This is a genomic window from Paenibacillus sp. Y660 (assembly GCF_057221575.1).
Genome location: NZ_JBXBBJ010000003.1, coordinates 303,318 through 316,607, shown reverse-complemented (window position 1 = coordinate 316,607; position 13,290 = coordinate 303,318). Strand labels below are relative to the sequence as shown.

The following is a 13,290-nucleotide window of genomic DNA, read 5'->3' as shown; positions in this document are numbered from 1 at the left end:
GAACGATGTTATATCCGTCCATTGACGAAATGGTGAAAAAAGTTGACAGTAAATACACGCTTGTTGTAGCGGCTTCCAGACGCGCTCGCATGCTCCGCAATGGAGACAAGTCGGAGCTTAAAAATCCACGCTCCCGCAAGTATGTAGGCGTTGCGCTGGAAGAAATTTATGGCGACATTCTCCAAGTAGAAAACCTCGCTACCAAAGAGGATTAATCCAAATATTCGTTAGCTAGGAACAGAGTGCCTACTGCAAAGTAGGTGCTCTTTTTTTTATGCTAATGCGAAAGAAAGCTGACCAATTGCTGTTTTACGGTTTTGGGCAGCTTTTTTGTCGTGAGGGCCGTTTTTTTGATAAACTAATAGCAGCATCAATGAAACACAGCACGATAAGGGATTCAATAATAAATAGCGCTGCTGGAGAGGTTGATGACATTGGCTAACGATCAAGAAATTAAAGAAATAAAGAAAACGCTGCAGGAGCTGGAAGGTCAAGTAGCGCAATTGAGAGTGGATTCGAAACGTCAAAGATCAGGATGGTCTAGGTTTGCCATCGGTTTTCTTATCGTATTTGTTGTGATGTCCATTTCTGTTGGCGTTGCGCAGTTCATAAGTAATATGAAATAAATGCAGAGGAAGATTGAAGAGCTCATAAATTACACGCTCTTCGGTTGATTTAAATGCCACTCGTCTGCGAGCCTCTAAACCCGCCGGATGGCGAGCAGGTTATTGCGGTTGAGGTTGTTGACTTTGATGAGGCTGTAAGAAGGTTCGAGGAGATCGGCCGCAGCGATATTGCGGAGCTTTACAAGATGGCGCATCAATTGAAAAACGGTATTTTTTAAGCATAGAAAGTAGATTTTATCATATAAAAAGTAATCGGTCTGGTTAGATTTTGAAGCTGCATATGTTATGATAGATGGTGGGACTTACGATTCAGGGACGAATGAACAGGAGGGAACGGAATGGACAAATTACGTTATCCAATTGGCAGGTACTCGTTCGAGGGAATGACCGTAAAGCATCGCGAGCAGTGGATTTCAGACATCGAGAAGCTGCCAGGGCAGCTTAAGGCGGCGCTTGCAGATTTGAACGATGAGCAGTTAGATACATCTTATCGGAGCGGCGGCTGGACCGTGCGCCAGGTCGTCCATCACCTTGCGGATGCTTCAATGAATTGCTTCTCACGCTTCAAGCTTGCGCTCACAGAGCCCAATCCGACCATCAAGCCATTTAACGAAGAACGCTGGGCGGAGACGGCAGACAGCCTGCAAGCCTCGCCAGAGGTTAGCACAGCGATTGTAGAGGGCATTTATGTACGCTTAGTATTGCTGCTTCGATCGATGGAGGCATCTGATTTTGATAAAATGTTCTACCATCCGGAGAAGGGCAGTCAAATTGGATTGGCCAATTTTCTAGGATTCGTCGCGTGGCATGGCAAGCATCATGTTGCTCAAATTACGAGCTTGAGGGAACGCAAGGACTGGTAGACGTTTGAACAATCGTGTTGAATCGCTTATGTGAAAATAAATGAAATGATAAGCCTGACGCTCATCATGCGGCTTATCATTTTTATTGCGAAACGAGCTTTTGCTGCCAAAGGAGGCCTTTAGCCGTTTACGCTTGATAGGGAGATACACCATGCTAAAAGGGAAATCGATTATACTCGGCATTACAGGCGGGATTGCAGCCTATAAAGGCGCAGCGCTATGCAGCAAGCTGGTGCAGGCGGGCGCGGTTGTACATGTTATTATGACGGAATCAGCGACAAAGTTTATTACGCCGCTTACTTTGCAAACGTTATCGCGAAACCCGGTCTATACCGATACATTCGATGAGCGAGATCCCTCGGTCGTATCGCATATTCATTTGGCTGACCATGCGGATTTGATTGTTATTGCTCCGGCTACTGCCAATGCGATTGCGAAGCTGGCCGGAGGCCATGCCGATGACATGCTCAGCACGACGCTGCTGGCAGCAACTTGTCCGGTATTAATCGCTCCGGCAATGAATGTGCATATGTATGAGCATCCAGCCGTTGTGAGCAATCTGGAGCTGCTGGCAGCACGCGGCGTTATGTTCGTGGAGCCTGGCACAGGCCAGCTTGCCTGCGGATACGTCGCTAAAGGGCGTCTTGCGGAGCCTGAGGACATCGTTATGGCGATTGATTCTTGGTTCGGCAAAGGCGGCAAGCTGAAAGGCAATCAGGTGCTGGTAACTGCAGGCGGCACGATGGAGCGGCTTGATCCTGTAAGGTATTTGACGAATGATTCATCCGGCAAAATGGGATTTGCGATTGCAGAGGCAGCTCGTCTGATGGGCGCTGATGTGACGCTTGTCGCAGGCCGTACCTCGCTCGCTCCGCCTGCCGGCGTAAAGGTCATCCGAGTAGCGTCCGCGCAGCAAATGCTGGAGGCGGTAACGAGCGTCTATGACGAGATGGACATCGTAGTGAAGTCGGCAGCGGTGGCTGATTACCGGGCAGTAAACGTCAGCGATCAGAAGATTAAAAAGAGCGGCGAGAAGCTGGTGCTGGAGCTCGAGCGGACAACTGATATTTTGGAGACGCTTGGACAGCGAAAGAAGCATCAGTTTCTTGTTGGCTTTGCGGCAGAAACAGAGCAGATTGAGCATTATGCGATGGACAAGCTGCGAAGGAAGCATTGCGACCTCATTGTAGCTAACGATGTAAGCAAGGATGGGGCAGGCTTTAACGGCGATACGAATATCGTTAAAGTGTTTGCTTCAGAGGGACTTGTTGAGTCGATGCCGCTCTTGTCTAAGCGCGAGGTTGCCTCTCGTTTGCTGGAGTTGATTGCTGCGCGTCTTCCTTCCTCTGGAGGGAGAGGCGAATGATTGCTAAAGTCATTGTAGACGTGCCGAGCCGCCAGACGGATCGGCCGTTTGATTATGAGGTGCCTGCGGCGCTTGAAGACTGGATCGAGGTCGGAAGCCGCGTCGGCGTTCCGTTCGGACCGCGTGTATTGCAGGGATTCGTCACACATCTTGCAGAGACAACGGACGTAGACATGAAACGGCTGAGGCCCATATCGGAGCTGCTCGATCACGTTCCGCCGCTGCTGCCCGATCTCATCGAGCTTGCGAAATGGATGAGCGAGAAGTATTGCTGCTCTTGGACAACGGCGCTGCAAGCGATGATCCCGGCTGCTTTGAAGGGGAAGGCTGAGCGCCTTGTCGGCATTCAGGACGAGGAAGCGGCGAAGGAGGACCTCCCAGCAGCTATGACGGAATGGATAGGAGCGAGCGGACAGCTCGTAAAGCTGGAGGTGCTGCTGGAGCGATTTCCAGAGCATGCGAAAGCAGTGAAGGCTGCGCTTCGGGAGGGCGTGCTGGTAGAACAAACCTCGATCAAAGATCGGCTTGCGATCCGCAAGGTTCTAACCGTATTCGTACCTGATGATGCGGAGGAAGTCCGCAGGCAAATGGAGGCTTTGCCGGCAAGAGTGGCGAAGCAGCGCGAATTGCTGGCTTATATGCTTGATCACGGCGGCCCATTGCCAATGCAGCAGCTGCTCGCAGAGGCAGGGGGCTCAGCGGCAAGCGTACGCTCCTTGGCGGAGAAAGGGCTTCTTGTCATAGAGGAGATCGAGCAGCAGCGCGATCCTTATGCAGGGCGTTTATTCGAGAGAACGACGCCGCTCGAGCTAACTGAAGGCCAGAAAGACGTATTTGATCGGATTGCGAGAGCCGTTCATGCAGGCGAGCCGCAGACGATGCTTCTTCACGGCGTAACGGGCAGCGGCAAAACAGAGGTATATTTGCAATCGATTCAGTTCTGCTTGGAGCAGGAGAAGCAAGCGATCGTGCTCGTCCCGGAAATTTCACTTACCCCGCAAATGGTTGAGCGCTTTAAAGGACGATTCGGAGATGCGGTCGCGGTGCTGCACAGCAGGCTCTCGAACGGCGAGCGCTATGACGAGTGGCGCAAAATTCGCAGCCGCCAGGTGCAGGTAGCGATTGGCGCGCGTTCGGCGATTTTTGCACCGTTTGAACGGCTTGGGCTTATTATAATCGATGAAGAGCATGAATCGTCCTATAAGCAGGAGGAAAGCCCGAAATACCACGCGCGAGATGTGGCTGTGCGGAGGGCGAAGCAGCATGGCGCCGCGGTTGTGCTAGGTTCGGCGACACCTTCGCTTGAGTCGTTTGCGGCAGCGAGCAGACCGTTAACGGCCCGTGATGAGGGCCGCGAGCCCGCGCTGCTGCCAATGCCAATCCGCGTGGGCGGCAGGCCGCTGCCTCCCGTTGCGGTTATCGATATGCGCGAGGAGCTGAGAGAAGGCAATCGCTCTATGTTCAGCCGCTTGCTTCACAGCTCGCTTGCCGAGCGGCTTGAGCGCGGCGAGCAGTCGGTGCTGCTGCTTAACAGGCGCGGATACTCGACTTTCGTCATGTGCCGCTCCTGCGGCTATACGGCGGCTTGCCCGCACTGCGATATTTCACTTACGTACCATCAGAAATCGCGCGCGCTCCGCTGTCACTATTGCGGCCATGCCGAGCAGGCGCCAACGACCTGTCCTTCCTGCCAAAGCGAGCATATCCGTTATTTTGGCACAGGGACGCAGCGGGTTGAGGAGGAGCTCTCGAAGCTGTTTCCGGGCATTCGGGTGATCCGGATGGATGTGGATACGACGACGGAGAAAAACTCGCATGAGAAGCTGCTGAAGCAGTTCGGAGAGCGAAAAGCAGATGTGCTGCTAGGCACGCAAATGGTAGCGAAGGGACTCGATTTTCCTTACGTTACGTTAGTCGGGGTCATCGCGGCGGATACTTCGCTTAATTTGCCTGATTTTCGCGCAGCCGAACGAACATTCCAATTGCTTACGCAGGTTGCGGGGCGCGCCGGCAGACATCATTTGCCGGGAGAGGTCGTTATTCAGACCTATGCGCCTGAGCATTATGCGGTCGTAACGGCGCAGCAGCATGATTACGCGGCTTTTGTAAGCGAGGAGCTGCGGCATCGGAGCGCCATGGGTTATCCGCCTTATTGCAGGCTGATCCTCGTTACGATGTCTCATGAGCAGCTGCCGCTTCTATCATCGATCAGCGAACGATTTGCTGCGGATCTGCGCGAGTTGGCCGAGAATGAAGGCGTACTGCTTCCGCTGAACAGCGGATTTAGTAGAGCGCTCGAGGTGCTTGGGCCTGTTGCATCGCCCATTTCGAGAATGAAGGATCGCTACCGTTTTCAATGTGTGATAAAATATCGGGGGAACATCGATGCTTCGGCTCTCGTTCGCAAGGCGCTCACGTCATTCACGGACGGACCGCCGCAGCGTCAGGTGCAGTTCAGTATTGACGTAGATCCGCAAGTTATATTATAAATAGCTATTACTATTTTAATGAACGTAAAGGAAGGGAATACTATGAGTATCCGTATAATTGTGAAAGAACCAGACCCGGTTTTGCGGGAAGTAGCTAAGGAAGTAACGAAATTCAACTCCAATTTGGAAAAGCTGGTAAAAGATATGGCGGAGACGATGTATGACGCTGATGGCGTAGGCCTTGCAGCGCCGCAAATCGGTATTTCGAAGCGGGTTATCGTGGTTGATGTAGGCGATGACAACGGACTGATCGCAATGGTTAACCCTGTTATCGTTGAGCAGGATGGCGAGCAGCTTGGTCCTGAGGGCTGCTTGAGCATTCCAAACCTAAACGGTGATGTTCTCCGTGCGGACCGTATAGTCGTGACAGGTCAGCACATTGACGGCGAGTCGTTTACGCTTGAAGCACAGGGTTACTTTGCTCGCGCATTTCAGCATGAGATCGATCATTTGAACGGCATTTTGTTTACCGATTTGGCGGATAACATCTACGACATTTCGGAAAGAGCTAGAAAAGGCGGCGAATAGCTTCATGCGTATTGTGTTTATGGGAACGCCGGATTTTGCCGTTCCCTCTTTGAAGCTGCTCCTTGAGCAGCAGTACAATGTTGTCGCTGTTGTAACACAGCCTGATCGGCCGAAGGGCCGCAAAAAAACGCTGACGCCGCCGCCTGTAAAGGAAGCGGCGTTGTCGCTTGGCCTGCCTGTGCTGCAGCCAGAGCGGATGCGGAACAGCGGGGCCGTTGCAGCGGTGGCGGAGTTTGAGCCGGATCTTATCGTAACGGCTGCCTACGGCCAAATTTTGCCAAAAGCGCTCCTCGAAATTCCGCGGCTTGGCTGCATTAACGTGCATGGCTCCATGTTGCCGAAATATCGCGGCGGAGCTCCTATTCAGCGCTCGATTATCAATGGAGAGAGCAAGGCGGGCGTGACGATTATGTACATGGCGGAAGGACTGGACACAGGCGATATGATTAGTGTTGCAGAGCTTCCGATTACGGACGAGGATACGTCGGGAACGATGTTTGAGAAGCTGAGCATCGCCGGTGCGGAGCTGCTTGGCAAAACACTGCCGTCTATCATCGCTGGGGAAGCGAAGGCAGTGCCGCAGCAGGACGAGCAGGCGACTTATGCGCCGAACTTGACTCGCGAGGATGAGCGAATCGATTGGACGAAGTCCGCTCGCGCCATATTCAATCAAGTTCGCGGCTTGTCGCCGATGGCGGGGGCTTTCACGTACTTGAATGGCGAGGTTTTCAAAGTATGGCAATGTGCTGTGCCTTCGGCAGCTTCGAAAGCAGCAGCTTCTGCCCCTGGGACTGTCCTAGCTGCAGACAGCAGCGGCATATCAATTCAAACTGGTGATGGCGTTCTGGTGCTGGAGCAAATTCAGCCAGCAGGCAAAAAAGCGATGAACGCATCGGATTGGCTGAAAGGTGCGCGTCTTGAAGCGGGCACCCTGTTTGGCGACGGAGGTGCTGTATGACGGAGAGCACGCAGAAGCCTAGCGCCAATCGCAACGGCAGCAATGGCGGCAAAGGAAAGCCTAAAGCTGGACATGGCCATAAACGCCCTGTCGGCGGCAGCAAGCCTGCCGGGGCCTCGCAACAGCAGCAGCCTGGTTCTCGCAAAGCGAAATCACCGCGCGAGCTGGCGATGGATACGCTGGTGAAGGTTGCGGGGACCGGCGCTTACAGCAATTTGCAGCTTAATCGGACCTTGCAGGATGCTGGTCTTCAGCGGGCTGATGCCGGACTTGTGACCGAGCTCGTATATGGCACGATTCAGCGGCAAGCGACGCTGGATTACTGGCTGAGCCGATTCGTTTCCAAGGGGCTGCATAAGCTTGAGCCATGGGTTCATCAGCTGCTTCGAATGAGCGCTTATCAGCTGCTGTACTTGGATCGCATCCCAGCGCATGCTGCGGTGAATGAAGCGGTCACGATTGCGAAGAAGCGAGGCCATTCCGGCATCTCCGGCATGGTCAACGGCGTGCTTCGCAGCATCGACCGCGGTCGCGGAGAACTGTTGGCTTCCGAGATTAAGCATGCGGATCCTATCGTGCAAATCGCGCTTCGCCATTCCTATCCGGAGTGGCTCGTAAGCCGGTGGGTTGCCGCATATGGGGCTGAAACGGCCGAGGCCATCTGCGCTGCGGGCAACGATCATCCGCATTCCAGCGTTCGCGCGAATACGCTTCGCGGAACACGCGAAGAGGCAATAGAGCTTCTGAGGGAAGCTGGCTATGATGCAGAGCCGTCCGTGATCGCGCCTGCGGGCATAGCGATAAATCGAGGCGGCAATCTTGCTGATACGGACGGATTCCGTGACGGAATGTGGACGGTACAGGACGAGAGCTCCATGCTGGTCGCGGAGGTCGTAGCGCCAAAAGCAGGCATGCAGGTGCTCGATTGCTGCGCTGCCCCTGGCGGCAAAAGCACGCATCTGGCTGAGCTAATGGGCGGCAAGGGCAAAGTATGGGCGAATGACCTGCATGCTCATAAGCGGGATTTGATCGTAACGCAGACCGAGCGTTTGAAGCTTCGCAACGTCGAGGCCATTACCGAGGATGCGCTTAAGCTGGCAGAAAGGTTCAAGCCGCAATCGATGGATGCCGTCCTGCTGGATGCGCCATGCTCTGGATTTGGCGTTATTAGGCGGAAGCCGGAAATCAAATGGACCAAAACCGCAGGCGATGTATCCGAGATTGCAGCCGTTCAGCAGCGTCTGCTTGGCGCAGTGTGTGATTTGGTTCGCCCTGGCGGCGTGCTCGTATACAGTACTTGCACCATCGAGAAGGACGAGAACGAGCGGCAAGTCGCGACCTTTTTGAAGGAGCATCCTGAATTTGAATTGGATCGCAATTGGCCCGAGGCCGTTGTAGATCAGCTCAAGAAAGCTGGCGCAATCGACGAGAAATTCGATGGACAAGCGCAGCTGCTGCCGCAGCATTTTAACAGTGACGGTTTCTATATTGCAAGGATGGTAAAGCGTCCATAACCTGCGCTTATGGCTGAACATGGGCGTTTGTGGTAAAATAAATCGATGGCGGCGACCGGAACGGTTTAGCCGCCCTACTATAAGGTACAGGTGTGATGAAATGAAACCATGCGTATATGACTACACGCTCGAGCAGCTTCAACAATGGATGATAGACAACGGCGAGCCGGCGTTTCGCGGCGGACAGCTGTTTGATTGGTTGTATGTGAAGCGAGTGAAGAGCTTTGAAGATATGTCCAACCTATCTAAAGGGCTTAGAGAAAAGCTTGAGGAAAGCTTTCAAATTATAACGCTTAACGAAATTACGAAGTTTGAATCGAAGGACGGGACTGTTAAGTTTCTGTTCGGCCTTCACGACGCGCATGCGATCGAAACGGTTATCATGCGCCATAACTACGGCAACAGCATTTGCGTCACCACGCAGGTCGGCTGCCGAATCGGCTGTACGTTTTGCGCATCGACGCTTGGCGGCTTGAAGCGGAATCTGACTGCTGGCGAGATCGTCGCTCAGGTCGTGACTGCGCAGCAAATGCTTGACGCTACTGGAGAGCGTGTTTCCAGTATCGTTATTATGGGCTCTGGCGAGCCGTTCGAGAACTATGACGCTACGATGGCATTCCTTCGCATCATGATTCATGAGAAGGGTCTAAACATTGGACAACGTCATATAACTGTATCAACTAGCGGTATTGTGCCAAGCATGTATAAGTTCGCGGAGGAAAATACACAAATCAACTTGGCGATATCGATCCACGCGCCAAATGATGCGCTTCGCTCGAAGCTGATGCCGGTTAACCGCCGCTTCCCATTTGAAGATGTAATGGCTGCTTGCCATAACTATATTGCGAAGACCGGCCGAAGAATTACGTTTGAGTATGCATTGATCGGAGGCGTCAATGACCGTGCGGAGCATGCGCAAGAGCTTGCGGACGTGCTTCAGGGAATGCTGTGCCACGTCAACTTGATTCCTGTAAACCATGTGCCAGAACGGAATTATGTCCGTACGCCGCGCGAGGATATCTTTGAATTCCAACGCGTGCTCGAGAAAAATAAAGTGAGCGTAACGATTCGCAGGGAGCAAGGGCATGACATTGCGGCTGCATGCGGCCAATTAAGAGCGAAACATATGGAGTCTCAGGCGAGGTGATGACTGATTGTTAACGGCAAACCGCAGTGACATCGGACGGGTTCGTCATGTCAATGAAGATCAATCTTGGGTAAGTCAATTGCATAACGGGATCACTCTTGCCATCGTAGCTGATGGCATGGGTGGACATCAGGCTGGAGACGTAGCCAGCCAGAAAGCGGTGGACGCGTTCCGCAGCATGCTGGAGCAAAGCGCAGCCAAGTCTGACCTGTCTCTTCAAGAAGGTAAAATGCTCATTAGGCAAGCCATTTCGCAAGCAAATGAGGCTGTTTTTGAATTGGCCTCGCGCAATGAGCAATATCACAATATGGGCACTACGATTGTCGCTGCTTTGGTTAAGCAGAATAATGCGATCATAGGACATGTTGGCGACAGCCGCGCCTACAAAATTACCGAAGGCGTCATCACGCAAATTACGAATGATCATACGCTGGTCAATGAATTGGTCAAATCCGGCCAGCTCAGCATAGAGGAGGCCGCGCACCATCCGCGCCGCAATGTGCTCACCCGTGCAATAGGCACGGATTCACATGTCGATATTGAAGTGCAATCGGTGGAGCTCTCTCCGCAAGACGTGCTGCTCCTGTGCAGCGATGGATTAACGAATATGGTGAGCGAGCAGGAAATGCTGCTAACGGTCACCACTGAGCAGCTGGAGCTGGAAGCTAAAGCTGATCATCTCATTCAGCTTGCGCTGCATGCTGGCGGAGACGACAATATTACGGTCGTTCTCCTGCAAGAAGCGGCTGGCACGAATCGAGAGGGGTGACAAGGATGATCGGACAGGATTTAGGCGGACGTTATGAGATTTTAACACGTATCGGCGGCGGCGGAATGGCGCTTGTATATAAAGCCCATGATGTGCTGCTTAACAGAAAGGTCGCAGTGAAGGTGCTGCGGCAGCAATTTGTGCATGACGAGGAATTCATACGCCGTTTCCGTCGTGAAGCCCAGTCAGCAGCTGCGCTGTCTCATCCGAATGTCGTCAGCATTTATGATGTAGGGCAAGAAGAGGACACGCATTATATCGTTATGGAATACATTGAAGGCCACAATTTGAATGAAATCATACAAGAGCGTGCGCCGTTGCAAACAGATGAAGCGGTGCGTATTGCCATGCAAATTGCAGATGCGCTTGATCACGCGCATCAGAACCATATTATTCACCGCGATATTAAACCTCATAATATATTGATTGGCAAAAACGGGCGTGTTAAAGTTACCGACTTCGGTATCGCGCGCGCGGTTACATCGTCAACGATTACACAGACCGGCTCTGTCATGGGCTCAGTTCATTATTTTTCTCCGGAGCATGCGAAAGGCATTAATACGGGAGAAAAGTCTGATTTGTATTCGCTTGGCATCGTGCTTTATCAAATGCTGACCGCACAGCTTCCGTTTCTCGGCGAAAGTCCGATTAGCATTGCTTTGAAGCATTTGCAGGAAAATTTCGAGGAGCCGCGTATCGTTAATCCGCATATTCCGCAAAGCGTGGAGAATGTCGTTCTTAAAGCGATGCGCAAAAATCCGAGCGAGCGTTACAACTCCGCGCATGAAATGCTGGTCGATCTGGATACTTGCATGCGTCCAGAGCGATTGAAGGAGCCCAAAATTACGTTTACGCATGTTAACGATCTGGAAGAGACACGCGTGATGCCTGCTATCCGCGGGGATATCGGACCTGCAGCTTCCCAGGAGCGAGAGCGGCCGATCAACGCGAAGAAGGAAGAGCAAATCCACGATAAGGAGCTTGCTTCTAAGTCAAAGGGCTGGAGGAAACCGCTAACTGTCGTTGGTGTCACGCTAGCTGTGCTGGGTCTCATCATCTGGGGCTTTATCTCGCTGCTCGGCTTCATTGATGTAGCGGAGGTAGAGGTGCCTTATGTCGTAGGCAAGTCGGAAACCGTGGCGCGGCAAATGATTGAGGCCAAAGGTCTTAAGGTGGAAGAGCCGGTCCTTCACGAGCATAACAAGGAAATTCCGAAGGATCAGGTACTTGATCAGACTAAGTCGAACATGAAAGTGAAGGAAGGCTCCTTTATTCAAATTACAGTCAGCGACGGACCGGAGCTTGAGGAGCTTGGCAACTATGTAGGCAAGCCGCTGCAGACTGCGATTGATGAGCTTGGCGCTTTAGGCATCATAATAGAGGATCAGATCGAAATTGAATCGGTGTTCAGCGAGGAGGCTGCGGATACGATAATTCAGCAGTCGCCAAAGCCAGGGGAGCAATATAATCCGGAATCGGTTGAATTTTATTTCATGGTCAGCAAAGGCCGCGAGACCGTTCCAATGCCGAATTTAATTGGCAAGAGCCTCGCCGAAGCCAAAGATCTGATCAAGGCGAATGAGCTGACGCTGGATGACGCCGATATTTTGTACGAACCTAGCTTTTTGCATCAGAAGGATTTTGTCATTAGCCAACACCCGCACAAACCGAAGGATCATGTATCCAAAGGGGCAAAAATTTCGATCCGAGTAAGCTCAGGGCCGCCTGCGGATGCAAAGGAGCATCAATTCAACATTACGATCTCGCCGGCTGTAGCTGGAAAGACAAGTGAGATCAAAATTGTATATTCCGATGCGCGCGGTGAAAATACCGAGTGGGATAAACGGCAAATTACGAGTACCCAAACATTCCCTGTTACCGTTCTTTTAGCGCCTGATACAGAAGCTAGAGTAACGGTTTACCGCGATAACCAGTTTATCGACACCAAAACGATTACGTACGATGAATTATTGCAGGGTTCGAATTCATCCACCTTGACCATTCCGGGTGAAGAAGTGCCAGCTACGGATGTTCCGGCACAAACGGAGGTTACCGAAAGCGATGAGCCAGTTGAAGAAGAGCAACAGCAACAGCAGCCATAACAGCAAAGAAGGTCATCTCAAAGGGACAATTGTAAAAGCGCTCAGCGGCTATTACTATGTGCGAGCGGAAAATACGGCATCGGACTCTACAACGGTCCAATGCCGTGCTCGCGGCGTGTTTAAGAACAGAGGCCTTACACCGCTCGTCGGCGATGTGGTTATGTACAGCTTAACGGAGAATGGGGAGGGAACCGTTGAGGAGCTCTTGCCTCGAACGTCGGAGCTTATCCGTCCTCCTGTAGCTAATATCGACCTGGCGATTCTTGTATTCTCCGTTACGGAGCCGGCACTGAATTTGCAGTTGCTCGATAAGTTTCTTGTCCATATCGAGCATGCGGGCATCCCGGCGGTATTATGCTTGAGCAAACAGGATTTGGAGAATGACGGTTTGGAGACAGAGGAGGCGCAGGCTGCAGCTTCCTCTGTTAATCGTATATACAGGTCCCTTGGTTACGAGGTATTTGGGACAAGCTCGCTGCTTGGCGAAGGGATTGCGCCGTTTCAAGAGAGGCTGAAGGGCCATTTGGCAGTTTTCGCTGGCCAATCGGGCGTAGGAAAGTCTTCGCTGCTAAATGCGATCGTGCCTGGTTTAGAGCTGGAGACGAATGCAATCAGCAACAGGCTAGGGCGAGGGAAGCATACAACTAGGCATGTCGAGCTCATTGAGATCGGCGGCGGCTTAGTAGCGGATACTCCAGGTTTTAGCCAGCTGGATTTTCAGGAGTTAGGGATTGAGGATTTGGGCTACTGCTTTATCGAGATGCGTGAGCTTTCTCCTAATTGCAAGTTTAGAGGCTGCACGCATGTGCATGAGCCAGGCTGTGCGGTGCTCGCAGCGGTTGAGAGCGGCGCAATCGAGAAAAGCAGACATGATCACTACCTCCTGTTTCTAGCGGAGATGAAAGAGAAAAAACGGAGGTACTAAACA

General features: G+C 52.3%; 13 protein-coding genes. All 13 read left to right on the top strand.

The genetic code is table 11. The annotated features are described in order from the left end of the window. Positions 1-5: 5 nt before the first annotated feature. The 13 genes from rpoZ (at position 6) to rsgA (ending at position 13,287) form a co-directional block, all read left to right on the top strand. Entirely contained in the window at positions 6-215 is a 210-nt protein-coding gene (rpoZ, locus tag AC2TDN_RS06485; protein ID WP_053375625.1) for a DNA-directed RNA polymerase subunit omega, read from the top strand. Positions 216-434: 219 nt separating this feature from the next. After that, positions 435-626: a hypothetical protein gene (locus AC2TDN_RS06480; RefSeq protein WP_482065629.1), complete on the top strand. Its 192-nt coding sequence runs from the start codon at positions 435-437 to the stop codon at positions 624-626. Between the two features lie 53 nt (positions 627-679). After that, positions 680-844 carry a hypothetical protein gene (locus AC2TDN_RS06475; protein ID WP_484687356.1) on the top strand — a complete coding sequence of 55 codons (165 nt, stop codon included), beginning with the start codon at positions 680-682 and terminating at the stop codon, positions 842-844. Between the two features lie 120 nt (positions 845-964). Continuing rightward, positions 965-1,489 (top strand): YfiT family bacillithiol transferase, encoded by a 525-nt coding sequence (locus tag AC2TDN_RS06470; protein WP_482065627.1) that lies wholly within the window; start codon positions 965-967, stop codon positions 1,487-1,489. A 151-nt stretch (positions 1,490-1,640) separates the two neighbouring features. Continuing rightward, positions 1,641-2,855: a bifunctional phosphopantothenoylcysteine decarboxylase/phosphopantothenate--cysteine ligase CoaBC gene (gene coaBC / locus AC2TDN_RS06465; RefSeq protein WP_484687355.1), complete on the top strand. Its 1,215-nt coding sequence runs from the start codon at positions 1,641-1,643 to the stop codon at positions 2,853-2,855. After that, complete coding sequence (priA, locus tag AC2TDN_RS06460) at positions 2,852-5,344, top strand: primosomal protein N' (RefSeq protein ID WP_482065625.1); 2,493 nt, start codon at positions 2,852-2,854, stop codon at positions 5,342-5,344. The genes coaBC and priA overlap by 4 nt, the downstream gene beginning before the upstream one ends. A gap of 42 nt (positions 5,345-5,386) precedes the next feature. Then, positions 5,387-5,872 carry a peptide deformylase gene (gene def, locus AC2TDN_RS06455; RefSeq protein WP_484687354.1) on the top strand — a complete coding sequence of 162 codons (486 nt, stop codon included), beginning with the start codon at positions 5,387-5,389 and terminating at the stop codon, positions 5,870-5,872. Between the two features lie 4 nt (positions 5,873-5,876). Next, positions 5,877-6,830, top strand: coding sequence for a methionyl-tRNA formyltransferase (gene fmt / locus AC2TDN_RS06450; RefSeq protein WP_484687353.1), 954 nt, complete (start codon positions 5,877-5,879; stop codon positions 6,828-6,830). Then, positions 6,827-8,344: a 16S rRNA (cytosine(967)-C(5))-methyltransferase RsmB gene (gene rsmB / locus AC2TDN_RS06445; protein WP_484687352.1), complete on the top strand. Its 1,518-nt coding sequence runs from the start codon at positions 6,827-6,829 to the stop codon at positions 8,342-8,344. The genes fmt and rsmB overlap by 4 nt, the downstream gene beginning before the upstream one ends. A gap of 100 nt (positions 8,345-8,444) precedes the next feature. Beyond that, complete coding sequence (rlmN, locus tag AC2TDN_RS06440) at positions 8,445-9,491, top strand: dual-specificity RNA methyltransferase RlmN (RefSeq protein ID WP_484687351.1); 1,047 nt, start codon at positions 8,445-8,447, stop codon at positions 9,489-9,491. Between the two features lie 7 nt (positions 9,492-9,498). Beyond that, complete coding sequence (locus tag AC2TDN_RS06435) at positions 9,499-10,260, top strand: Stp1/IreP family PP2C-type Ser/Thr phosphatase (protein ID WP_482065621.1); 762 nt, start codon at positions 9,499-9,501, stop codon at positions 10,258-10,260. 5 nt (positions 10,261-10,265) lie between these two features. Continuing rightward, the gene (gene pknB, locus AC2TDN_RS06430) at positions 10,266-12,362 is read left to right on the top strand and encodes a Stk1 family PASTA domain-containing Ser/Thr kinase (RefSeq protein WP_484687350.1); all 2,097 of its coding nucleotides are present in this window, start codon (positions 10,266-10,268) and stop codon (positions 12,360-12,362) included. Beyond that, positions 12,322-13,287, top strand: coding sequence for a ribosome small subunit-dependent GTPase A (gene rsgA, locus AC2TDN_RS06425; RefSeq protein ID WP_484687349.1), 966 nt, complete (start codon positions 12,322-12,324; stop codon positions 13,285-13,287). Before pknB ends, rsgA begins: the two co-directional genes overlap by 41 nt. The last annotated feature ends 3 nt before the right edge of the window (positions 13,288-13,290 follow it).

Bases quoted from the DNA above. Each gene is read 5' to 3' on its own strand.
- AC2TDN_RS06475 (WP_484687356.1), top strand. From the start codon at position 680: ATGCCACTCGTCTGCGAGCCTCTAAACCCGCCGGATGGCGAGCAGGTT.
- rlmN (WP_484687351.1), top strand. From the start codon at position 8,445: ATGAAACCATGCGTATATGACTACACGCTCGAGCAGCTTCAACAATGG.
- rsgA (WP_484687349.1), top strand. From the start codon at position 12,322: ATGAGCCAGTTGAAGAAGAGCAACAGCAACAGCAGCCATAACAGCAAA.
- def (WP_484687354.1), top strand. From the start codon at position 5,387: ATGAGTATCCGTATAATTGTGAAAGAACCAGACCCGGTTTTGCGGGAA.
- pknB (WP_484687350.1), top strand. From the start codon at position 10,266: ATGATCGGACAGGATTTAGGCGGACGTTATGAGATTTTAACACGTATC.
- AC2TDN_RS06470 (WP_482065627.1), top strand. From the start codon at position 965: ATGGACAAATTACGTTATCCAATTGGCAGGTACTCGTTCGAGGGAATG.
- rpoZ (WP_053375625.1), top strand. From the start codon at position 6: ATGTTATATCCGTCCATTGACGAAATGGTGAAAAAAGTTGACAGTAAA.
- priA (WP_482065625.1), top strand. From the start codon at position 2,852: ATGATTGCTAAAGTCATTGTAGACGTGCCGAGCCGCCAGACGGATCGG.
- fmt (WP_484687353.1), top strand. From the start codon at position 5,877: ATGCGTATTGTGTTTATGGGAACGCCGGATTTTGCCGTTCCCTCTTTG.
- rsmB (WP_484687352.1), top strand. From the start codon at position 6,827: ATGACGGAGAGCACGCAGAAGCCTAGCGCCAATCGCAACGGCAGCAAT.
- coaBC (WP_484687355.1), top strand. From the start codon at position 1,641: ATGCTAAAAGGGAAATCGATTATACTCGGCATTACAGGCGGGATTGCA.